The following is a 22,598-nucleotide window of genomic DNA, read 5'->3' as shown; positions in this document are numbered from 1 at the left end:
GACGGACCTCAGGCGGCGAACGTCTCGAGCCGCGCTACGCGGTTTCGCCCGGCCCGCTTCGCCGTATAGAGGGCTTTGTCGCTGCGCGCGACCAACTCGCCCGGCCCATCGTCCGCCCTCTGGACGGCGATGCCGACGCTGACCGTGATTTCGATGGCCAAACCATGGGTCATGACGGCGGTCGCGGCGACGCCCGCCCGAATGCGCTCGCCCACCAGTTCCGCACCTGCCGCCGGCGTCTCCGGCAAGACGACGACAAATTCCTCCCCGCCATAGCGGCAGACGAAATCCCCCGGCCGGCATGCCGCGCGCTGGACCCGGTGGGCCACCTCGGCGAGCACGGCGTCTCCCACCGTGTGGCCATGCGTGTCGTTCACCCGCTTGAAGTGATCGATGTCGATCATCAGCACCGCCAGCTCACGCCGCTCCCGCCGGGAACGCTGCATTTCCACGTCCAGCGTCAGGTCGAGCGCCCGCCGGTTGGGCAGGCCGGTGAGTGAATCGGTGATCGCCATGCGCTCCAGCTGGCGCTCCATCTCCCGACTGCGGCGCAGGGAGGTGGCGAGCGCCGAGACCGTCATTGCGAGCAGGAGCGACACGGTGAGGGTGAGCGCAAGGGTGACGGCGGCACGGAAATACCATCCTCGGAATTGCCTGCGCGCAGAAAGACCCACCGTCACCGCCAACTGGAACCCCTCGATATAGGCGGTCCGTAGGAAACGGCGTTCGCCATCGAGCCGGGACGTTTCCACCCACCAATCATCGGCGGCACCCGCCCTCTGCGGAGGGCTCGGATCAGGCGGAATGCTGTCACCAACATTGCCTCGCCCATCCGTGGAGGGATATCGCAGGATGACGGTGCCATCGGTCCGGGTCAGGCGGATAATCCCGCCGGGCGGCAACTTCACCCGCTCGAACAGCTGTTGGAAATAGATTAGGCGAATGGTGGCGACCACGACCCCTGCGAATGATCCGTCCGGCGCATTCAGCCTTTCGCTGATCGCGATAGCGGGTTCAGCGCTCGCAAGCCGGGATACAAACGGCCGACTGACATAAACGCCGGCGTTCGGGCTTACCTTTTGAACGCGGAAATAGTCTCGATCGGCGAAATTGATTGCACTCAGGTCATCTTCAGCATCGTCGAAGACGACATTACCCTGCGCATCCAGCACAAGCATGACGCCGAAGTCATGAGCATCCCCCGCACGGCGGAACAGAACACGCTGACGAAGCGTCGCAGGAAGCTTCATCAAAGTGGGCTCCCGCAGCGCCTCGGCCAGACCTGTCAGGCTGGATTCGACAAGAAGGAAGTCACGTTTTATCGATCCCGCGAGCACAGAGATTGTGTTCGCGGTATAGCGCTCGCCGTCGTGCCAGGTTTCCTGATAGGAGCGCCACAAGGCGACGGACTGCATCCCCACAATGGCGAGGATCAGCGCACTCGTGACAAACCGGAGCAGACGGCCAGAGGAGAGGTGTTTGAGAACCTTGTCCATCGGCCTTACTTGGGTCTTCGCTAATCCACCAAACCCGCCACGTTATTAACCAGAATCGAAATTTTGCAATTTCTATTCAGCAGCGGGCCGGTCGGCGCGGCTCTCTTCCACATCGGCGATCCGGACCGGTTCAGCCTCCAGCCAGTGCAAGATGAGCGTGTAGCCCAGCGCCAGCACCACCGGGCCGACGAACAGGCCCAGCACCCCGGAGGACAGAAGCCCGCCGATCGCGCCGATGAAGACCACCAGCATGGGCACGTCCACGCCCCGCCCGAGCATGATGGGACGCAAAACGTGCTCGATCAGCGAGACGCCGGCGCACCACACGGCGAAGATCACCGCGGGAATCGGATCAAGCAGGGTGAAGGCATAGATCGCCACCGGCACCAGGACGATAGCCAGCGGCAGCTGCACGATGGCAATGATGAGGCAGAGCAGGGCCAGCAGGCCGGCGGCCGGAATGTCCGCGGCGAGGAATCCCAGCCCCGCCAGAAGCGACTGGATCAGCGCGACGCCGATGATGCCCTTGCTGACGCTGCGGATGGTGCGCACCGCGAGGTCGGCGTAGCCCAGCCCTCCCGAGCCGGCGAGGCGGGTAACCACATCGCCGGCGATGCGCTGGCCGCTGGTCGCATTGGCCATCAGGACCGCAGCCACGAAGATGGCGACGACGAATTCGAGTATCCCGAGCAGCACGCCGGTCGCCGACCCCAGCATCCACTTGCCGGCCCATGTTAGCTCGGACGCGACCGAGCTGATCGCCTGGTCAAGGTTGGTCGAGGCGAGCATCCAGAAGCTGTAGAGCGGTTCCCCTACCAGGAACCAGCCGCGGACGGTAGCCGGCGGGGGCGGCAGGCGTAGCGTGCCGTCGGCCATGTGGTGAGCCAGAAGCTTCAGGCTGTTGACGAGGGTATCGGCCAGCAGCATGGCCGGCAGCACCAGCAATGTCAGCGCCAGAACGACGAAAAGCGTCGCCGCCGTCGCCGTCCGTCCGTTGAGCGCCGCGCACAGGCGGATGAACAGCGGGTGGGAGGCGATGGCAATGATGAGCCCCCAGAGAATGGAGGTCAGAAACGGCTGGACGATGGTGAAGCACCAGCCGAACAGCAATGCCAGCGTGCCGAACCGCAGCGCCAGCTGAAGTACGGGGCCGAACGTTTCGCTGCCGTCCCGGATCGGGGGCCGGTCCTGACGCCTCTCGTGGGGTCGTTCCATGATCCCGTCCGGATGGACTCTCCCTGCCACAGAACCCACTCCAACCTACCTTGAGAGAACCCCTTATGCGCCAGGCTTGCAACGGCATCCAGCCGGCATTTGCCCGTGGGTGTCGCGGAAGGGCATGGGGTCAGGCGGATGGCCGCTCCCGCATGGCAGGACGATTGCATCGTGCGGTCCGGGTCACGGCCTGCCTGTTTTGGCCGTAGCCCCTGAAGCAACAAGGATAAGGCGAGGACACAGCATGGCCGACCACAAGGTCACGGTCGAGCAACTGCCGAGCGGCAAGTGGGCGTGTTTTCTTCACGTGGAAGGACACGACGAACCCATCAATCTCGGGCGGGAGTTCAAGAACGACGAGCAGGCGGAGAACTGGCTCAACGTGTCGGAATCCGTCACTGCCATCGAGATGATGCTGCGGAAGGTCAAGAAGTAGGACCTTCCGACGACGACAAGCCGACGCCCGGCTTGGCTCGAAGGCGACAGGGCTGTCGCGGTTCACACAGCCTGTCGGGGCGCGAGCGTGCAATCCGCCGGCTTCACCTGGTGCAGCCGGCGGACGCGGAAATGTTCTCGGGCGTGCCCCAATCGTTCTGGGGCAGGTTCTCATAGGGCGGGCCGAACTCCTGCTTGATCATGGTGAAGGTGGACGGCAGCTCGCTCTCCTGGTCGAAATCGATGATCCAGAAATAGTCGTAGGTGTCGCCGGGCCAATTGTCCGGCACCTTGATGCCGGCGAGGTCCATGAGGTCGAAGAGAGTGGTCGCCTTGGTCGGGATCACCATGCCCGGATGCTTCTCCTGCATCTTCGCCCGCTGCTTCGGCGTCAGCTCGATGTCGAGGCGACGGCGGGCGATATGGTCATGCTCCCAGTTCATGATGAGCGTGCCGCCGGCCCATTCGGGCTTGGTGAACACGTCGTGGACAGCCTGCCGGTTGCGCTCCGCGAGCTTGTCCTGGCGGATGATGAGCTTGCCGTCCACCATTTCCGGCATCACCGAATAGAAGATGACCGGCTGCTGCCACGAATCGGCAACCGGATAGATGGTTTCCAGCGTGTGCAGCGAGAGGCCGAGGATCGCGGTCGGCGCTTGCCCGGGCTGCAGGAGCGACTTCTTGGCGTTCTTGCCGAGGTAATAATCCACCAAGGCGCGGGCGCGCTCCTGGCCGACGCTGCAGAGCTGGAGCGGCCCGCCCTTCTCTCCGTGCCGCAGGAGAATGACCCGCGCCGGAACAGCGGCCGCAGGCAGCGCCGACAGAAGGCTCGTGGAAAAGACGGCCGCGAGCGCGAGGCTGCCAGCCAAGACCGTCCGTTTGAGGGAATTGATCGTCCGCATCACCGCCTCTCCCATTACGGCGAAGCTAGCCGAGTCCCCTCCTGTTCGCCAATGCGAAGGGGTGCCGGACCCTGCGCGCCACAAGCCCAGTTCGAGCCCCTTCACACGCCGCCTCGAACATGCTTCAAGGCGGCAGCCGGGAGATTTTGGGGTCCGGCGGGATGCGGGGCGCTGCAATGGCAGAGATGAGCTTGGGGACGAATGGGCTGGCGGGCGGCATGTTGCTCGCGCTCATCGCCATGGCCGGCGTCCAGGCGGTGGCCCAGAGCTCGCAGCAGCGCATCGTGGTGACGCCTCGCGTCATCCAGCTGCCTGTCATCCCCCAGGGCAACTATCTCGATCCCGGCCCCGGCCCTGCCATTCGTCCCGACGTCAAGATCGGCGACGATCGGAACGACGATTACGTGTTCCCGCCCGACCTGACCGGCGGCTACGGCTCCGGCCCTCCCGGCGACCCGACCAACAATGGTCAGTGGAGCCCGCTGGATGGCGACACTCCGAGCTTCTGACACGGACTGCGATTTTTGAGACGATGGCCGGGCCTCAACCCGGCCATTTCCGTTTGCGCGGCCAGAGCGGCTCGTCCGCCGCCGGGTTTGACGACGAGGGACGGCGCCACGTATTCCTGAGGCAGAAGGCTGCATCGGCAGCCTCCGGCGGCAACGTAAGCCGCACGGCATGTGCTTCAGGGGGCCGCCCATGACCGCCGGGCCCAACTACATGATCTCGCGTCTCGACGAGATTCCTGCCGTGCCCTGCCCCTGCGGCTTCGCGCGCCGCGCATTCGGGACGGACGACAACAAGCTGGCGACCGTGCACCTCACCGACATCACCGAGGATGCGCGGGTGCACTACCACAAGCACATGACCGAGATTTACGTGATCCTCGAAGGCGAAGGGGAGATGGAGCTCGATGGCGCGCGCGTGCCGGTCTCCCCGCTCACATCCATCTTCATCAAGCCCGGATGCCGGCACCGCGCCATCGGCCGCATGCGCATCCTGAACATTCCCATCCCAGCCTTCGACCCCGACGACGAATGGTTCGACTGAAGCCGGACCATGAGGACAAAAAGAAAGCGGCGGGGACTGGCCCCGCCGCTCTCGAAAATCCTCGAACCGTGTTCCGAAGCGATCAGCGCTTCGAGAACTGGAACGAACGACGGGCCTTGGCGCGACCGTACTTCTTGCGCTCGACGACGCGGCTGTCGCGGGTCAGGAAGCCGCCCTTCTTGAGGGGGCTGCGCAGCTCGGGCTCGTAATAGGTGAGCGCCTTGGAGAGGCCGTGACGCAGGGCGCCGGCCTGGCCGGACAGACCACCGCCGGAAACGGTGGCGACCACGTCATACTGGCCTTCGCGGGCGGCGACCTGGAACGGCTGGTTGATCATCAGGCGCAGCACGGGACGGGCGAAATACACCTCGATGTCCCGGTCATTGACGGTGATCTTGCCGGTGCCGGGGCGAACCCACACGCGGGCCACGGCGTCCTTGCGCTTGCCGGTGGCATAGGCGCGGCCGAACTTGTCCAGCTTCTGGACATGCACGGGGGCTTCGGGCTGGGCCGAGACGGTCGCTGCGCCGAGAGCGTCGAGGGACTGGAGAACCTCGGCCATGTCAGTTCCTCACGTTCTTGCGGTTGAGAGCCGCCACGTCGAGGGCGACCGGCTGCTGGGCCTCGTGCGGGTGGGCAGGGCCCTTGTAGACGCGCAGGTTGCCCATGATCTTGCGGCCGAGCGGGCCGCGGGCGAGCATGCGCTCCACCGCCTTCTCGATGACGCGCTCCGGGAAGCGGCCCTCGAGAATGAACTTCGCGGTGCGCTCCTTGATGCCGCCCGCATAGCCGGTGTGATGGTAGTAGACCTTCTGGTCCTTCTTGCGGCCCGTGAACACCGCCTTCTCGGCGTTGACCACGACGACATTGTCGCCGCAATCCACGTGGGGGGTGTAGATGGGCAGGTGCTTGCCCTTCAGGCGCATGGCGATGATGGTCGCGAGACGGCCGACAACGAGGCCGCTGGCGTCGATCACCACCCACTTCTTCTCGATTTCGGCGGGTTTGGCCGAATACGTCTTCATGGGTTCGTTCCGAATGAGAAGTCGGACGGCCCAGCCCATGAGGACCGAGCGGCGTCCGACGATGGCGTGCTTCTAGAGGAGCATGGCCCGCACGTCAACGCACCGATGACGCAAAAACTATAGTAAAAACAGACGTTTATAAAAATGGTGCGATAGCACCACTAAAATTCATGCGTTTTCGCATTGCCTTGGCGGCCATCAGGCCTTCGGCCGGTCGGGGATCGAATAGGTCGCGACGCAATGGGCCACCAGTTCGTCGTCCCCCGGCCCGCGAATGCCCACCTCGCCCACCGCGAGGCGCTTGCCCAGCTTGATGATACGGGCATCACCGAAGAGCGGACCCGGCGCGGGCTTGCGCAGGAAGTTGATGGAGAGGTTCGTCGTCACGGCCAGCGCCACCGGCCCGATCTGCGCGAGCAGGGCGACATAGACCGCCACATCCGCCAGCGCCATCATGGCGGGACCGGAGATGGTGCCGCCCGGCCGCAGATGGCTCTCGTCGGCATCTAGGCGCACCGTCGCGGCCTTCAGGCCGACGCGCTCCACGTGGTGCGCGCGGCCCGGCCCGAAGGCCTGCGGGAACTCGGCCGCGAGGAAGGTTTCCAGCTCCTTCACCGTCATCACCGCATCGCGCGCCGCAGTCATCCTGTCCGTTCCCCTTCCCTGCCCCGGCTCGCACCGGCCGCCGCTTGTGAATAGGATAGCGGCCGGAACGTCAAATCCGGAAACACCAAGGGAAATACCGTGCCCGCACCTGCCGCCGCCGTGAACGCTTCGCTCCCCGCCCCGGTCAGCCGCTCAGATGATGCGGGCGTGGTGACGCTCACCCTGTCGCGTCCGGCCCAGCGCAATTCCCTTTCCGAGGCGATGATGGCGGCGCTCACGGCGGCGCTGGCTGAGGTGGCGGCAGATTCGTCCGCCCGCGCCGTGGTGCTCGCGGCGGAGGGGCCGGTCTATTCCGCCGGGCATGATCTGAAGGAAATCCAGTCCCATCGTGCCGACCCGGACCGCGGCCGCGCCTATTTCGAGGATGTGCTGAAGCGCTGCGCCACGCTGATGACGGCTATCGTCCGCCTGCCCCAGCCGGTGATCGCCGCCATCGAGGGCATGGCCACGGCTGCCGGTTGCCAGCTGGTGGCGAGCTGCGACCTCGCCGTCGCCGGAGACAAGGCGCGCTTCTGCACGCCCGGCGTCAATATCGGCCTGTTCTGCCACACGCCCATGGTGGCGCTGTCGCGCAACCTCTCGCGCAAGCACGCCATGGAAATGCTGCTGCTCGGCGACTGGACCGAGGCGGACGACGCTTTGCGCATGGGCCTCGTCAACCGCGTCGTGCCGGCCGGCGAGGCGCTGGGAAGCGCGCAGGCCCTCGCCCGCAAGATCGCCGACAAGTCACAGGTGCCGGTGAAGCTCGGCAAGGCCGCCTTCTACGCACAGGTCGAGATGGGCCTCGACGATGCCTACGCCTACGCCTCCCGCGTCATGGCGGAGAACATGCTGGCCCGCGATGCGGACGAAGGCATCTCGGCGGTACTCGCCAAGCGTGCAGCCGTTTGGGAAGACAGGTAGCCCCATTTACACTCCATAAACCATGATCTGGCTCTCTGGGTGAGACTGGCGCGTCTTGCGTCCGAGTCGCGGGAGGGCCGCGCATGTCTCAGCTGGAGACGACGCACCTTGGAATGACGCAGGCCGACACGGCGGGTCCCGATGTCGGGCTTCGGCGTGCGCGGCTGGCGTGGCGGCCGGGCATCTGGCAGGCCGCGTGGATCATCTTCGCGCTCATTGCACTCGCCAGCTTCTTGCCGCTGCGCTTTTCCGCCACCACGACTCTCGCCTTCGAGGTCGGCACCCAGCCGCCCGCCGGCGCCATGCGCGGCGTGGCGCAGATGCTGGGCTCCCGGGAACTGGCCTATGACGCCGTGCGCCAATTGCCGGACGACGACGTGCGCCGCATCGCCGCCGGCGGGCTGACGGGATGGCTGGGCATTGCCCGCGCCGGAACCGAAGGGCGATCTGATAGCGTCGCTGCGGCCTGGCGGCTCATGGAAAATCTCGAAGTCGCGCCGACCCAGGGCGGGCGCGCGCTGCGCCTCACCGTCTCCGCCGCGACACCCCGTCTCGCCGTCCGGGTGGCCGACGCCTATGTCTCCGCCTTCCTCTCCCTAGATCGCGCAACGCGCGAGGGGCAGGACGAACCTTCCATGTTGCCGACACCACGCCGGGGCGAAGCCGGACAGGCCTCGTTCGTCCCCGAGCCTCCCGGCCCGCTCGCCCTCGGGCTGCTCGCGGCCGCGGCCGCCCTGCTCATCATCGCGCGCCGCACAGCCAACCGGCCAGCCGAGGCGGAAGGCGTGGTGGATGGCGCCGTTCTCCCAGTCGAGCTGAACGACAGCCATCGCATCACCTGGATCGGCGGCCCCGAAGGCGCCGGTCTCGATGCCGATGCGGCGGTCGACCGTCTGGCCGCGCACCTGGCATCACCTTGCGGCAAAGCGCGCCTGATTCTTCTCACTTCCGACGATTTGCCCGAGGCCTCCGCCACCTGCGCGGTCTCGCTTGCCCGTCGTCTGTCCGAGGATGCCGGGGTGGCACTGGTGGCATTGGACGGCAGCGCCGAGAGCCTTGCGGCCCTCGTTTCTGACCCATGGGCGCCGGGGATGAGCGAGCTGCTGTTCGGGGTCGCAGGCTTCGGCGAGACGATCCATCGCGACGCCCGCTCGCGGGCCCACGTGATCCCGCCCGGCCGCGACGTGCTGTCCGGCTCCGCCGTGGTGGGCGCCGAACGGCTCGCTTTGGTGCTGGAAGCCCTCAAGCGGACTTATGACTATGTGGTGGTCGCCGCCCCCAGCCTGTCGGCTGCCCGTGGCGGCCGGCGCATCGCCGGGCTTGATCCGCTTGTCGTCTGCCTCAATGCCGACGATGCCCCGCCGACAGCCGCCGTCGAAACGTTCGACGCTCTCGCGGACAAGAAATTCGGCCGGGTGGTGATGCTCTGCCTTGCCTCCGGCCGGGCCGAGGAAGAGGCGCCGGAGAGCGAGGATCACCTCGCCGTGCCCTCCCTGGAGCCCCAGAAAATCGAACCGCCGCCGCTGCCGGAACGGCTTGCCGGCGCCGCCTGACCTCACCTTGGCGATTGCCCGAAAAGGCCCGGCCCCAGCCGGGCCTTTTTTGCGTTCTGGCCTCGATCACGCATCGATCGCAGCTCGTGTGAAGAATGAGGATATCCGGCCAATATGATGTGCTGTCAGGCCTTTTTGTCCGGCCGTTCCATCCAGCGAATAATCAGCGCGGCCGGCAGTACCCACAGGCTGCCGAGGAGCACGTAGCACACCGTCTGCAGGGCCCAGTGCAGTTCGGTCACCCGGCCTTGCGCCAGCGCCATGGCCATCAGCGCCCAGAACACGACCAGCACCAGCATCAGGACGGTACCGACAAGCTTGCGCAGGCGTTGTGGCATTCGCGATCACTCCCTCGCCGCGCGGTGGCCTGCGTGCCGAAACGGCATGCGGCACCCGCTCCCTTGCGCGGCACACAGGCTCTCTATAACGGATCGATCCGGAGGGGCCACGCAGCAAGACCGCGCACGCGGAGCCGGAATCACATGTCGCATGCCGAAGCCGTTACCCTGATCGCCGACCGTCCCCGCCCCGTGATCAAGGCCGTCCGCCTCTGGCTCTATTTCGTCGCGGCGCTGATCGTGGCCATGGTCGTCGTGGGCGGCGCGACGCGCCTCACCGAATCCGGCCTCTCCATCACCGAATGGAAGCCTGTCACCGGCGCCCTGCCCCCCATGTCGCAGGGGGACTGGCAGGCGGAGTTCGACCGCTACAAGGCCATTCCCCAGTACGAGATCCTGAACAAGGGCATGGGGCTGGAGGCGTTCAAGCGCATCTATTGGTGGGAATGGGGTCACCGGCTGCTCGGCCGGGTCATCGGCTTCGCCTTCTTCCTGCCCTTCCTCTATTTCGCCTTCCGCGGCGTGCTGCGCGGATCGCTGCTGGCCAAGTGCCTCGGCCTGTTCGCCCTCGGCGGGCTGCAGGGCGCCGTCGGCTGGTGGATGGTGGCGTCAGGTCTTACGGAGCGGGTCTCCGTCAGCCAGTATCGTCTTGCGGTCCATCTCACCCTCGCCTGCGTGATCCTCGCCGCCATCGTCGCCGTTGCGCGATCGCTCGCCGGCGAGGGGCGGCAGGCGGTGAACGGCCGGGTACGGCTGACGGCGCGCGTGCTGGTCGCTCTCGTGCTGGTGCAGATCTTCGCCGGCGGACTGGTGGCCGGGCTCGACGCCGGCATGGCCTACAACACCTGGCCGCTCATGGACGGCCACTTCATCCCCGCCGCCGAACAACTCGGCGCCATGTCGCCCTTCTGGCGCAACCTGTTCGAGAATGCGCTGACGGTGCAGTTCGATCACCGCATGGTGGCCTACGCCCTCTGGGCGCTGGCGCTCGTCCACGCGCTCGATTGCATGCGTGACGGCGGGCGGGCGGCGAAGCGGGCGTGGATCCTGTTCGCTCTGGTGACGGCGCAGGCGACGCTGGGCATCCTGACGCTGATCCATCAGGTGCCCATCGACATCGCTCTGGCGCATCAGTTCGGGGCGACCATCGTCCTGATCTTCGCCGTGGTGCATATGAGCGGCCTCGGTGCGCCCGACGCCGCCAAGGCCGTGACCGCGGCCGCCTAGACCAGAGCCGCCACGAGCGGCGCGATCATCACGTTGAACAGGCCTGCCAGCACCATCACGAGACCGGCGATGGAGCCTTCCTCCCCGCCGATCTGGTGCGCCCGGGCAACGCCGGCACCGTGGGCGCCCATGCCGAACAGGGCGCCGCGGGCCAGCGAAGAGCGCAGCGGCATCACCTTCAGCACCACCTCGCCCAACGCCGCACCGCAGATGCCGGTGAGGATGACGAACACGGCGGTGAGGTCCGGCACGCCGCCGATGTCGCTGGAAACCGCCATCGCGAAGGGGGTGGAGGTCGACCTCGGCATCAGGCTGAGGCCGATGGAATCGCTCAGTCCCAGAAGATGCGCGAGGGCCAACGCCGTCCCCATGGCGAGGGTGCTGCCCACCGCGACGCCGACCAGCAGCACCGGCCAATAGCGGCGGATGAGCGCGCGCTGCTCATAGATGGGAATGGCGAAGGCCACCGTAGCCGGCCCCATCATCAGCAGCAGCCAGCGGGTGCCGGCGATGTATTCGCCATATCCGGCGTGCAGGCTGAGCGCCACGGCACCGACGCCGATGGGCGTCAGCAGAAGCGGCGAGGTCCACCAGAACCGCCAGCGCCGGCCGATGGCCCGCGCGGCGAGATAGGAGCCGATGGTAACGGTCGACCAGAACAGCGTCGCGACCAGGGGATTATGCATCCACATGGCGCGCCTCCCGCGACAGGCGCTGGGTCCAGCGCCAGCACAGATCGACGGCGAGCGCGGTGCCCCCCATGACGGTCACCGTGCCGAGCAGAATCACCGCCGCGATCTTCAGGCCGTCGAGGCCGATGAGTTCCTTGTGATCGAGCACGGCCATGACGGCGGGCACGAAGAACAGCAGCATTTCCGCCAGCAGCCAGGACGCCCCGCGCCGCACGCTGGCCGGACGCAGCCAGCCGCTCGCCAGGAGGGCCAGCACCACGACCATACCGACGATGCCGCCGGGCACCGGCAGATTCACCAGCCGCACCACGCCTTCTCCCGCCATCCAGAAGCCGGCGAGCACGCCGAGCTGAACCAGCATGCTGCGGTGCAGCGCGAGGCGGGCGGTACGGAGCAAGTGATTGAGGGCAGAGCGATTCTGGGTCATGGCTGGCACCTCCAGTGCCGATGCCAGTAAGATAGTATGCATCGCAGCATTATAAAAATGAATTGAATGCATAAAGACCATTCCATATAGGCATGATATGGAACTTCGTACGCTCAGGGCTTTCGTCGAGGTGGTGCGGCAGGGCGGCTTCTCGCCGGCCGCCAAGGTCCTCAATGCCACCCAGCCCACGGTCTCCAAGGCCGTGAAGCAGCTGGAAGACGAACTCGGCGTTCCGCTGCTCGATCGGATCGGCCATCGCAGCCAACTCACGGCCGCGGGCGAGATCGTCTACCGCCGTGCTCTGACCTTGCTGGCCGAGCGCGAGGGCCTCGTCGCCGAGTTGGAGGATCTCAGGGGCCTCAGGCGTGGGAGCCTGCGCCTCGGGCTGCCGCCACTCGGGGCGAGCACGCTGTTTGCGCCCTTGTTCGCGGTCTTCCGCTCCCGCTATCCGGGCATTGAGATCCGCCTCACCGAGCATGGCTCGAAGCGGCTGGAGGAGATGCTGCTGGAGGGCGAGGTGGAGCTGGCCGGCTCCCTGCTCCCCGCCAAGGACGGGTTCGACGGACAGGCCGTGCGCTGCGAGCCGCTTATGGCGGTTCTGCCGGTGAGCCATCCCCTGGCGGGCCGGGACCGGGTGACGATCGCCGACCTCGCCGACTTCCCCTTCATCCTGTTCGAGGGCGGTTTCGCGCTGAACCAGGTGCTGGAGGACGCCTGCGCCCGCAACGGCTTCTCGCCTCAGGTGGCGGCGCGCAGCGGGCAGATCGACTTCATCGTAGAGATTGCGGGCGCGGGGCTCGGCGTTGCCTTCCTGCCCAAGACCATTGCCTACCAGCGCCGGACGCCGGCGGTGCGCTTGTCGGAACTCGCCGAGCCGGGCACCGAGTGGCACATGGCCATCGTCTGGCGAAAGGGCAGCTATCTCTCCCACGCCGCCCGCGCCTGGCTGGAGCTGACGCGGGAAGTCTATGGCGACGGGGGAAGCCCGTCCGGTTGAACGTCATCGCCCCATGAAAACCGCGCGGGCTAGGAGCCCGCGCGGATGGAAGATCAGATCTTCGCCAGCGCCTGATCGAGGTCGCCGATGATGTCCGCCGCATCCTCGATGCCGATGGACAGGCGCACCACCTCCGGCCCGGCACCCGCCGCCGTCTTGCCCTCGTCGGTGAGCTGGCGATGGGTCGTGGAGGCGGGATGGATGATGAGCGAGCGCGTGTCGCCGATATTGGCGAGGTGCGAGAACAGCTCGACATTCGACACCAGCTTCACGCCGGCCTCATAGCCGCCCTTGAGGCCGAAGGTGAACACCGCGCCGGCGCCCTTGGGCAGGTATTTCTGCGCCAGAGCATGATACTTGTCGGTCGCGAGGCCCGGATAGCTCACCCAGGACACCTTGGGGTGCGCGGAGAGCCACTGCGCCACCTTCAGCGCATTCTCGCTATGCCGCTGCATGCGCAGGGCCAGCGTCTCGATGCCGGTGAGGATCAGGAAGGCGTTGAAGGGCGAGAGCGCCGGCCCGAGGTCGCGCAGGCCGAGCACGCGGGCGGCGATCGCGAAGGCGAAATTGCCGAAGGTCTCGTGCAGCACCATGCCGGAATATTCCGGCCGCGGCTCGCTCAGGAACGGATAGCGGCCCGAGGCCGACCAGTCGAACGTGCCCGCGTCCACGATCACGCCGCCGATGGAATTGCCGTGGCCGCCCAGGAACTTGGTGGCCGAATGGACGACGATGTCCGCGCCGTCCTTGATGGGCTGCCAGAGGTAGGGCGTCGCCAGCGTATTGTCGACGATGAGCGGCACGCCGGCCTTCTTGGCGATGGCGGAAATGGCGGCGACATCGGTCACCACGCCGCCCGGATTGGCGATGGATTCGATGAAGATCGCCTTGGTCTTCGGCGTCACCGCCCGCTCGAACGAGGACACGTCGTCCGGGTCCGCCCACACTACGTTCCAGCCGAAGCTCTTGAAGGCGTGGGAGAACTGGTTGATGGAGCCGCCGTAGAGCTTGCGCGAGGCGATGAACTCGTCACCCGGCGTCAGCAGCGTGTGGAACACCAGATGCTGGGCGGCATGGCCGGACGCGACCGCAAGGGCGGCCGTGCCGCCCTCCAGCGCCGCGACGCGCTCTTCCAGCACCGCGTTGGTGGGGTTGGTGATGCGGGTATAGATGTTGCCAAACGCCTGCAGGCCGAACAGGGAGGCCGCATGGTCCACGTCGTCGAAGACGAACGAGGTGGTCTGGTAGATCGGCGTCGCCCGCGCGCCGGTCGTGGGATCGGGCTGGGCGCCGGCGTGGATCGCGAGGGTCGCGAAGCCCGGCTCGCGGGGGGCTGCAGGGGTGTTGTCGTCGGACATGGGCGCTTTCTCCGTCAGTGCCAACCTTCTATGCCGGCGGGCTTCGATAGATAATTCCGTACTTCTACCGATTAGATTGATTTCGGTCCACGCGGTGCGATGGAAAGCCGCTGCACCCCGCTGCCCAGCCGCTGCGGACGGCGGGACGAGATGGTGCGGGAATTGACGCCGGTCCAGCCGATCTCGCCGGAAAGCCGGCCATATTCGATCTTGGGACAGCGGTTCATCACCACCTTGAGCCCGGCGGCCTCGGCGCGGGCGGCGGCCTCGTCGTTGCGCACGCCGAGCTGGGTCCACAGCACCTTGGGCAGGGGATCGAGCGCCAGCACCTCGTCAAGAACGGCGGGCACATGCTCTGGCGCGCGGAACACATCCACCATCTCGATGGCCTCAGGCACATCCTTCAACGACGCGACGAAGGTGAGCCCCACCACGGTCTTGCCCGCCTGCCCCGGATTGACCGGATAGACGCGATAGCCCCGCTCGGACAAATACTTCATCACGAAATAGGACGGCCGCGCCGCATTGGCGCTGGCGCCGACGATGGCGATCGTCTTCACCTCGGAGAGGAGGGAGCGGATATAGGCGTCGTCGTAGCGATCGTGGTTCACCACGTCTCCTCCCTCGTTCAGCGCCGGGCCTTGGAAAACAAGGTGTAGAAATTCCGGGTGGTTGCGGCGGCGAAGGTCTCGAACGGCTCGCCCCGCGCCTCGGCCAGCACCTTCGCCGTCTCGCGCACGAAGGAGGGCTCGTTGCGCTTGCCGCGATGGGGCGTGGGCGCGAGGAACGGGGAATCGGTTTCCACCAGGATGCGATCCGCCGGCACATCGCAGGCGATGGCGCGCAGGTCCTCGCTCTTCTTGAACGTCACGACGCCCGAGAAGGAGATGTAGCCGCCCAGCGCCAGCGCCCGGCGGGCGAGATCGGGGCCGGCGGTGAAGCAGTGGAGCAGGAAGGGAAAGGCGCCCCGGGCGCTCTCTTCCTCCAGGATGGCGGCGACGTCCTCGTCCGCCTCGCGGGCGTGGATCACCAGCGGCAGGCCGGTCTCGCGCGACGCTGCGATGTGCGTGCGGAAGCCGTGCTCCTGCGCCTCGCGCGGGCCGAGGTCGTAGTGATAGTCCAGCCCCACCTCGCCGATGGCCACCACCTTGGGATGGCGAGAGAGGTCCACCAGGTCCTTCACCGTGACGTCGGTTTCCTCGCCCGCCTGATGGGGGTGGGTGCCGACTGAGCAGCTCACGCTGTCGAACCGCTCGGCGATGGCGGCGATCTCGTTGAAGCGGCGCACCCGCGTGGAAATGGTGACGAGATGGGAGACGCCAGCCGCCTCGGCGCGGGCCACCACGTCCGGCAGCTCGGCGGCGAAATCGGGGAAATCGAGATGGCAGTGGCTGTCGACGAGCATGATGATCCTACGGACGTTCCGCGCTTCACATAAGCGCATCGGCCCTCCCCGTCGAGGCGCCGGGCCATGCGTCGCACGCGCGGCCGGGCCTTGCCGGACGGCTCCGGCAAAGGTATCGCGGGGGCCGACGCGGGCCGGGCCGGCTCGCCCCATGGCGAGACTTTTCATGTTCAAGACCCAGTCCCCGTTCCGCCCCGCTTTGGCTCGGCTCGCTGATGCGTCCAACGTCTGGGCGATTGCCTTGCTCGTCGTGGGCGTGGCCCTGCTGGCCTGGAGCGCCCAGCTGTCCATCCCCATCCAGCCGGTGCCGATCACGCTGCAGAGCTATGTGCTCATCTCACTGGCGGCGCTCATGGGCTGGCAATTCGGCGGACTCACCGTCGGGATCTATCTTCTTGCCGGATTGATGGGACTGCCGGTGTTCTCGGGCGGGCGGAGCGGGCTCGCCATGCTCACCGGCACGTCCGGAGGCTTCATCGTCGGATTTCTGGTGACGACGCTGCTGGTGGGCTGGCTTCAGGAGACCTGGGCGCGGCTGCGCCCGCTGCCGCTGTTCGGCGTCCTCGCCCTCGGCCATCTCGTGCTGATGGTCATGGGGGCCGGCTGGATCGCGACGAAGATGGGGCCGGTCTTCGCGCTCGAGAAGGGCTTCCTGCCCTTCCTGCCGGGTGCTGCGGTGAAGACCGTTGCGGCGCTCGCCACCGTCATCGCCGTGGAGCGTCTCGCCGGAACCCCACGCCAGCGCTGAGGAGCGCGGCTACTGGGCCGAGCTGATCTCTTCCTTGAGCGCGTCCGCGTCCGGGGCGGGCATGGTGATGGGCTGCACGCGCTCGCCGGGGCGGCCGGGATTGGTGACGATGGAGGCTTCCAGCGACACCGTGACGTTGCCGCCCGAGGTGTTGAAGATGTAGTCCAGCCGGAAGGCCGCATCCTGGCTCTGGCCGTTGGTGCGCTTCATCGCCTCGTCCGGCGGAAGGCGTTTTTCGGCAATGAGTTGGGCCGGCTGGTCCACCGTGATGGTGTATTGCCGGGCGCGGCGGGAGGTGGCGATGCGGGCGCGCACCAGGGTGGCGTCGGCACCGGCGAGCTTCACCTCGATGCGCGGAACGGCGGGGCCTTCTGGCACCGGCGGCGGCACCTCCGTGGGCATGGCCGGGGGGACGGGATCATAGTTGGGAGAAGGCGCCGGAGCGCGGTCGTAGCTGCTGGAGCAGCCGGCCAGTGCCAGCGCCACCGCGGCCGCCGAAACCCATCTCACGCCCGTCATTCCCACCGCTCCAGTTCCCCCAGCCCCGCGTGCTGTAAACTACAAAACCCTAGCAAGGTTAAGAAATTTCCGGTGCCAACCCATGTTTGCCGTCAGGTGGCGGCTTCCGGCTCCACATAACGCGGGAACACGCCGACGGGGGTCGGAAGCTCGAGCCCGCCGGGCAGGCGGAAGGCCGGATCGAGCCGGTCAAAGCCCCGCTCCTCGGCCGGAATCGCCACCAGATCCAACAACTTGGCGGCGCTCTCCGGCATCACCGGCTGGACCAGGATGCCCACCTGCCGGATCACCTCGGCGGTGACCCAGAGCACCGTCTCCATGCGGGCGGGATCGGTCTTGCGCAGGGCCCACGGGGCCTGGGCGGCGAAATAGCGGTTGGCTTCCGCGACCACGGCCCAAACTGCGTTGAGATACAAATGGATAGCCTGCGCATCCATGGCCTCGCGGCTCTTTGCGAGCATCCCGTCGGCGAGGGCGAGCATGGCCTCGTCCTCCGGCGAGAGCGGACCGGGGGTCGGCACCAAGCCATTGAGATTCTTAGAAATCATCGACAGCGACCGCTGGGCGAGGTTGCCCAGATCGTTGGCGAGGTCGGCATTCATGCGGTTGACGATGGCCTCGTGGCTGTAGGAGCCATCCTGGCCGAACGCGACTTCCCGCAGGAAGAAATATCGAATGGCATCAACGCCATAGGTCGCGGCAAGGTCGAACGGATCGATGACGTTACCCACCGACTTGGACATCTTCTCTCCGCGATTGAAGAGAAAGCCGTGGCCGAACACGCGCTTCGGCGCCTTCAACCCCGCGGACCAGAGAAATGCCGGCCAATACACCGCGTGGAAGCGAATGATGTCCTTGCCGATGACATGCACGTTCGCCGGCCAGTACTTGGCGAAATCGCCATCCACGTCCGGATAGCCGAGCGCGGTGATGTAGTTCGTCAGCGCATCCACCCACACATACATGATGTGCTTGTCGTCGCCGGGCACCGGAATGCCCCAGTCGAAGGTGGTGCGGGAGATGGAGAGGTCCTGAAGGCCACCTGACACGAAGCTGACAACCTCGTTTCGGCGGGTGTCAGGGCCTATAAACCCCGGGTTTTCGGCATAGTAAGTGAGGAGTCGGTCCTGATAGGCCGAGAGCCGGAAGAAGTAGCTCTCCTCCTCCACCCATTCCACGGGCGTACCCTGTGGGCCGAGCCGAACACCGGCATCGTTCAGTGTTGTCTCGTCTTCCGCGTAATAGGCTTCATCCCGCACGGAATACCAGCCGGCATACGTGGATTTATAGATATCCCCGTTAGCCGCCATCTTTTCCCAGATGGCCTGCGTGGAAATCTTGTGCCGGGCCTCGGTGGTGCGGATGAAATCGTCGTTGGAGAGGTTGAACGTCTCCACCATCGCCTGGAAGCGGGGGACGTTGCGCTCCAGCAGCTCGCGCGGGGTCAGGCCGGCCTTCTGGGCCGTCTGCAGCATCTTGATGCCGTGCTCGTCCGTGCCGGTGAGGAAGCGCACGTCATAGCCGTCCAGCCGCTTGAACCGCGCGATGCAGTCGGTCGCGATGGCCTCGTAGGCGTGGCCCATATGGGGCACGCCGTTGGGATAGGCGATGGCGGTGGTGATGTAGAACGGCGGCTTGACGGACATCGAAAGGCTCGGACGATTTCCCCGATCCCCGTGGCGGGACGGCTTCAGCGCACGGCTTCGGCCAGATCGGCAAAGATGCGGAACACCAGCGCCTTGCGATCGAGATTGAAGACATCCGCCTCGGTCGCGCTGCGCCGCACCTTCTCCCACACCTCGCCGAGGCGGACAAGGCGATGACGGGGCACGTCCGCGTGCGTGGCCTGCGCCGCCACATAGTCGCTCACCGCCTCCACGAACAGGTCGAGCCCGTCCGCCCGGTCGCCCTGGAGCCGTGTGCCCAGCGCGTGCAGGTCCTCCGGCCGGGGGCGCGGCAGCTGGTCCAGCGCCTTGAGGGTGGCGAGGCGCACCTCCATCCCCTCCCCCCGCGCCAGCGTCAAAGCGCGCCGCACGCTGCCGCCTGAGGCCTGCGCGGCGGCCGGAAGCTCGGCGGCGTTGAGGTCGCCGATCTCGGTGGAGAGATGATCCAGCGCCGCCAGCACGTCGCCCTCCCCCAGCGCCCGCAGCCGCAGCAGGCGCGAGCGCGAGCGGATGGTGGCCAGCACCTTGCCGGGGGCGTGGGTGATGAGGAGGAACAGCGCGCGCGGCGGCGGTTCCTCCAGCGTCTTCAGCAAGGCATTGGCGCCGAAGGCATTCAGCTCATCCACGGCATCGACGATGCACACCCGCCAGCCGCCGGCCGCCGCCGTGGCGCCGAAGAAGCTGCGCACCCGGCGCACCATCTCGGCCGGGATAATGGTGGGAATCTTCTCCTCCCCCGCCTCCGGCGCCCGGCGCAGCACGAGCATGTCGGGATGGCTCATGGAGGCGACCTGCCGGAACACCGGATGGCTCGGTGACAGGCTCAAATCATGGGCGCCCGGCTCCGGCCCGCCGGCCAGCACCACGCGGGCAAGGCGATAGGCCAATGTCGCCTTGCCGATGCCTTCCGGCCCGCCGATGAGCAAGGCATGGGGCAGGCGCCCGGCGCGGAAGTCGCCCAGCAGATCCGCCTCCACCGCCGCATGGCCGAACAGGCGGTCTTGCTCGCGCGGATGCGGCGCACCCGGCAGCACGTCGCCAGCGATCTCCGTGCTCATGCGCCCGCGCCCGATATTTCATAGGCGCCCAGCCCGAGGCGGGCCGCCACCACATCGGCGATGACGGCCGCGACCGCGTCCGCATCCGCCGAGGCATCGATCAGGGCACAGCGCGCCGGCTCCGCCGCCGCCCGCGCGAGGAAGGCAGCGCGCACCGCGGCGTGATAATCACCGCCCTCTTTCTCGAAGCGGTCCGCCGCCGCGCCCGCCGCGCGACGGGCGGCACGGGCCAAGCCGATCTCGGGTGGCACGTCCAGCACGAGGGTGAGGTCCGGCCGCACGGCGCCAACGGAGAGCCCTTCAAGCGAATCGAGAAGGCTCGCGTCCACGGCGCCGACCGCGCCCTGATAGACACGGGTGGAATCGATGAAGCGGTCACACACCACGATCTTGCCCGCCGCCAGCGCCGGAGCGATCAGCCCGGCCACATGGTCCGCCCGCGCGGCGGCGAACAGCAGCGCCTCCGCTGCAGGCCCGAGGGGTTCTGCCGCCCCGGAAAGGATGACATGGCGCAGCGCCTCCGCCCCGGGCGTGCCGCCGGGCTCGCGCGTCTCCACCACCTCGCGGCCAAGGGCGCGCAGATGCTGCGCCAGACGCCGCGCCTGGGTGGACTTGCCCGTGCCTTCCCCGCCTTCGAGGGTGATGAAGCGACCGCCGCTCATTTGCCGACCTTCGCGAGCACCTTCTTGAAGAGATCGCGCACGCTGTCGCCCATCAGCGTCATGCCGCCATCGAGCGCGCGATCCGTCAGCGAGCCCACGGGCACGTCCTCGGCGGTGTAGAGCGGAATTTCCAGCGCCTTCACCTGCCCGCGCGTGACCTGCATGCGGCCGACCTCCGTGCCCTTCGCCACAGGTGCGCGCAGCGGCCCGGTGTAGACCACCTTGGCGGTGATGCGTTCGTTGCCCGAGCGCGGCGTGAGGATCGAAACCGCCCCCTTCGCCACGAGTCCGACCGAGCCCTGCGTGCCGCCGAACACCTGCGCACGGCCGATCTCCTGATCCGCCGTGAAGATCTGCCGCTGGCGGAAGGACTGGAAGCCCCATTCCAGCAGCTTGCGCGTCTCCTCCAGCCGCTCCTTCTCGCTCTTGGCGCCGAGGGTGGCGACGATGAGGCGCTGGCCGTTCTGCACCGCCGAGCCGAGGGCGTGGTAGCCCACATCCTTCACCCAGCCCACCTGAAGTCCATCCGCGCCGATGCCGGCGTCCAGCAGCACGTTGCGATTGCGCTGCTTGATGCGGCTCCACTCGATGTTGGGGCGGGCGAACACGGGATAATAGGTGGGATAGGTGCGGATGATGTGGGCGGCGAGCAGGCCGAGGTCGCGCGCCGTGGAGACTTGGCCGGGATCGGCGAAGCCCGTGGCGTTGTGGAACTCGGAATTCGCCATGCCGATGGCCTTCGCCTCGGCATTCATCATCTGGGAGAACTCGCTCTCGGTGTTGGCGACGCCTTCGGCCAGCGCGATGGCCGCGTCATTGCCCGAGACCACCAGTGCGCCGGCGAGCAACTCACCCACAGGGGCCGGCTTGTTCACCTCAGCGAACATGGCCGCCCCGCCCGAGGGGCCGCCCCCCCGCTTCCAGGCGTTCACGCTCACCACGAAGGGGGTGTCGAGGGCGATCTTGCCGGCCTTGAGCTGGGAGAAGACGACGTCTGCCGTCATCACCTTCACCAGCGTACCGGGGGCGAAGCGCTTGTCCGCGTCCTTCTCGTAGAGAATCGTGCCGGTCTCGAAATCGATCAACGCGGCGGCGGGAACCGAGGTCTGGAAGCCCTGCGCCTGTTGGGCAGCGGCGGGCCGGGGCGCGGTCAGCGCGCCCACCAGAGCCAGCGCGACGGCGGGAAGGGCAAGAGCGGCAAGGCGGGGAGCGAAGCGGGAGGACACGGACATCTGGCTCCACCGGATACGGCACGCGGGCAGCGCCGGTCCCGGCCGCGGCGCGGCTTGGGTCACGACGTCCCATTCGGCGGGATCATCGCGAAGCGCCGGCTCCGGGTAAAGCCCTCGGGGAATCGAGTTGGGGGGATATCTTCGGCTTGGGGGTGAGCCGGGCCGGCTCAGCGTTCGCCGGGCACGCCCGCAAAGCCGAGGCCGGACACGGGCGCGGCCCCCTGCGACCAGCCTGCGCCGGCCACCACCTGGCCCGAACCGCTCGTCTGGCCAAGATCATAGGGCCGCGACGGCGGCACCGGCGCCTCGTCCGACGGCGGGGCGGAGGCCGCGACCCGGCGCAGGGGCGGGCCTTCCGGCACGAAAGGCTTGGCCGAGGCGACGCGCACCGGAGAGCCCTCGATCAGGTCGGCCGGGCGGCCATCGGTGCGCAGGGTGGAGGCGAGCTTGATGTCGTCGTCGTCGTCCAGCGGCGCGCGGCCGAGATATTCCACGCGCACCTTGGTCATGCCGCGCTGGGCAAAGCCGAGCAGCTCGGCCGTCTTGTAGGAGACGTCTATCAGCCGGTCGCCCACATAGGGTCCGCGATTGTTGATGCGCACCACGATGGAGCGATCATTGGAGAGGTTCGTCACCCGCACATAGGACGGCATGGGCAGCGTCTTGTGGGCGGCGGAGATGGAGCCCATGTCGAAGATCTCGCCATTGGCGGTCTTGCGGCCGTGGAAATCCTTGCCGTACCAGGAGGCTGTGCCCTCGGCCATGTAATTGGGATTCTCGGCCGGCACATAGGTGCGCCCGCCGATTGTGTAGGGCTTGCCCACCTTGTAGCTGCCGCCGCCGCGCGGCACCTGCTCGCCCTCCGCGATCACGCGCGGGCTGGTGGAAACACCCCAGATGGGATCGATCTTGCTGCCGAGGGATTCGACCGAGCCGCAGCCGGCGATGGCGATGAGCGACGACAGAACCGCCACGGTTCGCACGCCCCGGATGGATGGCACTGCCCCCGCGCCGGTGACGGCGCGT

The 22,598-nt window shown here is 67.2% G+C and carries 26 protein-coding genes; 8 read left to right on the top strand and 18 right to left on the bottom strand.

The window, feature by feature from the left end:
* Positions 1 to 8 precede the first annotated feature (8 nt).
* Complete coding sequence (locus D7006_RS11690; RefSeq protein ID WP_237356725.1) at positions 9 to 1,496, bottom strand: sensor domain-containing diguanylate cyclase; 1,488 nt, start codon at positions 1,494 to 1,496, stop codon at positions 9 to 11.
* A gap of 72 nt (positions 1,497 to 1,568) precedes the next feature.
* On the bottom strand, positions 1,569 to 2,711 hold the full coding sequence (locus tag D7006_RS11685; RefSeq protein ID WP_237356724.1) for an AI-2E family transporter: 1,143 nt from the start codon (positions 2,709 to 2,711) through the stop codon (positions 1,569 to 1,571).
* 244 nt (positions 2,712 to 2,955) lie between these two features.
* On the opposite strand from D7006_RS11685, the gene D7006_RS11680 reads away from it, so the two are divergent.
* A complete protein-coding gene (locus tag D7006_RS11680) occupies positions 2,956 to 3,147 on the top strand; it encodes a hypothetical protein (protein WP_237356723.1) in 192 nt (63 codons plus the stop codon).
* 103 nt (positions 3,148 to 3,250) lie between these two features.
* Here the strand turns inward: D7006_RS11680 and D7006_RS11675 are convergent, their stop codons facing one another.
* Positions 3,251 to 4,048 carry a hypothetical protein gene (locus D7006_RS11675; RefSeq protein ID WP_237356722.1) on the bottom strand — a complete coding sequence of 266 codons (798 nt, stop codon included), beginning with the start codon at positions 4,046 to 4,048 and terminating at the stop codon, positions 3,251 to 3,253.
* A gap of 218 nt (positions 4,049 to 4,266) precedes the next feature.
* On the opposite strand from D7006_RS11675, the gene D7006_RS11670 reads away from it, so the two are divergent.
* Both D7006_RS11670 and D7006_RS11665 read left to right on the top strand, forming a co-directional pair.
* Entirely contained in the window at positions 4,267 to 4,557 is a 291-nt protein-coding gene (locus tag D7006_RS11670) for a hypothetical protein (RefSeq protein WP_237356721.1), read from the top strand.
* Positions 4,558 to 4,747: 190 nt separating this feature from the next.
* A complete protein-coding gene (locus D7006_RS11665) occupies positions 4,748 to 5,098 on the top strand; it encodes a cupin domain-containing protein (RefSeq protein WP_229644507.1) in 351 nt (116 codons plus the stop codon).
* Between the two features lie 82 nt (positions 5,099 to 5,180).
* Here the strand turns inward: D7006_RS11665 and rpsI are convergent, their stop codons facing one another.
* The 3 genes from rpsI to D7006_RS11650 all read right to left on the bottom strand — a co-directional run bounded on the left by rpsI (position 5,181) and on the right by D7006_RS11650 (position 6,768).
* Entirely contained in the window at positions 5,181 to 5,660 is a 480-nt protein-coding gene (rpsI, locus tag D7006_RS11660) for a 30S ribosomal protein S9 (protein WP_038193505.1), read from the bottom strand.
* A 1-nt stretch (position 5,661) separates the two neighbouring features.
* Entirely contained in the window at positions 5,662 to 6,123 is a 462-nt protein-coding gene (gene rplM, locus D7006_RS11655) for a 50S ribosomal protein L13 (RefSeq protein ID WP_168457757.1), read from the bottom strand.
* A 198-nt stretch (positions 6,124 to 6,321) separates the two neighbouring features.
* Positions 6,322 to 6,768: a PaaI family thioesterase gene (locus tag D7006_RS11650; RefSeq protein WP_237356720.1), complete on the bottom strand. Its 447-nt coding sequence runs from the start codon at positions 6,766 to 6,768 to the stop codon at positions 6,322 to 6,324.
* Positions 6,769 to 6,867: 99 nt separating this feature from the next.
* Between D7006_RS11650 and D7006_RS11645 the strand changes: the two genes are divergently transcribed.
* Positions 6,868 to 7,692, top strand: a complete 825-nt coding sequence (locus D7006_RS11645) for an enoyl-CoA hydratase (protein ID WP_237356719.1) — start codon at positions 6,868 to 6,870, stop codon at positions 7,690 to 7,692.
* 83 nt (positions 7,693 to 7,775) lie between these two features.
* Entirely contained in the window at positions 7,776 to 9,245 is a 1,470-nt protein-coding gene (locus tag D7006_RS11640) for a hypothetical protein (protein WP_237356718.1), read from the top strand.
* Between the two features lie 125 nt (positions 9,246 to 9,370).
* On the opposite strand, the gene D7006_RS11635 is transcribed toward D7006_RS11640, so the two are convergent.
* Entirely contained in the window at positions 9,371 to 9,583 is a 213-nt protein-coding gene (locus tag D7006_RS11635) for a DUF2842 domain-containing protein (protein WP_169120575.1), read from the bottom strand.
* Between the two features lie 144 nt (positions 9,584 to 9,727).
* Here D7006_RS11635 and D7006_RS11630 point away from each other — a divergent pair, with 144 nt between their 5' ends.
* Positions 9,728 to 10,810 carry a COX15/CtaA family protein gene (locus D7006_RS11630; RefSeq protein ID WP_237356717.1) on the top strand — a complete coding sequence of 361 codons (1,083 nt, stop codon included), beginning with the start codon at positions 9,728 to 9,730 and terminating at the stop codon, positions 10,808 to 10,810.
* Here D7006_RS11630 and D7006_RS11625 read toward each other — a convergent pair.
* Together D7006_RS11625 and D7006_RS11620 are read right to left on the bottom strand one after the other, a co-directional pair.
* Positions 10,807 to 11,502 carry an LrgB family protein gene (locus tag D7006_RS11625; RefSeq protein WP_229644502.1) on the bottom strand — a complete coding sequence of 232 codons (696 nt, stop codon included), beginning with the start codon at positions 11,500 to 11,502 and terminating at the stop codon, positions 10,807 to 10,809. The two genes, D7006_RS11630 and D7006_RS11625, sit on opposite strands and share 4 nt — an antisense overlap.
* Entirely contained in the window at positions 11,489 to 11,929 is a 441-nt protein-coding gene (locus tag D7006_RS11620; protein ID WP_237356716.1) for a CidA/LrgA family protein, read from the bottom strand. The genes D7006_RS11625 and D7006_RS11620 overlap by 14 nt, the downstream gene beginning before the upstream one ends.
* 97 nt (positions 11,930 to 12,026) lie before the next feature.
* Between D7006_RS11620 and D7006_RS11615 the strand changes: the two genes are divergently transcribed.
* Entirely contained in the window at positions 12,027 to 12,926 is a 900-nt protein-coding gene (locus tag D7006_RS11615; protein WP_237356715.1) for a LysR family transcriptional regulator, read from the top strand.
* Between the two features lie 53 nt (positions 12,927 to 12,979).
* Here the strand turns inward: D7006_RS11615 and D7006_RS11610 are convergent, their stop codons facing one another.
* From D7006_RS11610 to D7006_RS11600, 3 genes are all read right to left on the bottom strand, one after another.
* A complete protein-coding gene (locus D7006_RS11610; protein WP_237356714.1) occupies positions 12,980 to 14,284 on the bottom strand; it encodes an O-acetylhomoserine aminocarboxypropyltransferase in 1,305 nt (434 codons plus the stop codon).
* Between the two features lie 71 nt (positions 14,285 to 14,355).
* On the bottom strand, positions 14,356 to 14,895 hold the full coding sequence (locus D7006_RS11605) for a CoA-binding protein (RefSeq protein WP_237356713.1): 540 nt from the start codon (positions 14,893 to 14,895) through the stop codon (positions 14,356 to 14,358).
* A 17-nt stretch (positions 14,896 to 14,912) separates the two neighbouring features.
* Positions 14,913 to 15,689: a TatD family hydrolase gene (locus tag D7006_RS11600; protein WP_237356712.1), complete on the bottom strand. Its 777-nt coding sequence runs from the start codon at positions 15,687 to 15,689 to the stop codon at positions 14,913 to 14,915.
* Between the two features lie 166 nt (positions 15,690 to 15,855).
* On the opposite strand from D7006_RS11600, the gene D7006_RS11595 reads away from it, so the two are divergent.
* Entirely contained in the window at positions 15,856 to 16,437 is a 582-nt protein-coding gene (locus tag D7006_RS11595) for a biotin transporter BioY (RefSeq protein WP_237356711.1), read from the top strand.
* A 9-nt stretch (positions 16,438 to 16,446) separates the two neighbouring features.
* Here the strand turns inward: D7006_RS11595 and D7006_RS11590 are convergent, their stop codons facing one another.
* From D7006_RS11590 to D7006_RS11565, 6 genes are all read right to left on the bottom strand, one after another.
* Positions 16,447 to 16,956: a hypothetical protein gene (locus D7006_RS11590; protein WP_237356710.1), complete on the bottom strand. Its 510-nt coding sequence runs from the start codon at positions 16,954 to 16,956 to the stop codon at positions 16,447 to 16,449.
* Between the two features lie 92 nt (positions 16,957 to 17,048).
* Positions 17,049 to 18,602, bottom strand: a complete 1,554-nt coding sequence (gene metG, locus D7006_RS11585) for a methionine--tRNA ligase (protein ID WP_237356709.1) — start codon at positions 18,600 to 18,602, stop codon at positions 17,049 to 17,051.
* Between the two features lie 44 nt (positions 18,603 to 18,646).
* A complete protein-coding gene (locus D7006_RS11580; protein WP_024279130.1) occupies positions 18,647 to 19,678 on the bottom strand; it encodes a DNA polymerase III subunit delta' in 1,032 nt (343 codons plus the stop codon).
* Positions 19,675 to 20,340 (bottom strand): dTMP kinase, encoded by a 666-nt coding sequence (gene tmk, locus D7006_RS11575; protein WP_237356708.1) that lies wholly within the window; start codon positions 20,338 to 20,340, stop codon positions 19,675 to 19,677. The genes D7006_RS11580 and tmk overlap by 4 nt, the downstream gene beginning before the upstream one ends.
* Positions 20,337 to 21,572 carry a D-alanyl-D-alanine carboxypeptidase family protein gene (locus D7006_RS11570; protein ID WP_237356707.1) on the bottom strand — a complete coding sequence of 412 codons (1,236 nt, stop codon included), beginning with the start codon at positions 21,570 to 21,572 and terminating at the stop codon, positions 20,337 to 20,339. The genes tmk and D7006_RS11570 overlap by 4 nt, the downstream gene beginning before the upstream one ends.
* Positions 21,573 to 21,739: 167 nt before the next feature.
* On the bottom strand, positions 21,740 to 22,555 hold the full coding sequence (locus D7006_RS11565; protein ID WP_371745113.1) for a septal ring lytic transglycosylase RlpA family protein: 816 nt from the start codon (positions 22,553 to 22,555) through the stop codon (positions 21,740 to 21,742).
* Positions 22,556 to 22,598 lie beyond the last annotated feature (43 nt).

Origin of the sequence: Xanthobacter sp. YC-JY1 (genome assembly GCF_021730305.1) — a bacterium.
Classification (GTDB): Bacteria; Pseudomonadota; Alphaproteobacteria; order Rhizobiales; family Xanthobacteraceae; genus Xanthobacter; species Xanthobacter flavus.
The sequence above is the reverse complement of the archived record's forward strand: the minus strand, read 5'-3'. Positions and strand labels throughout refer to the sequence as shown.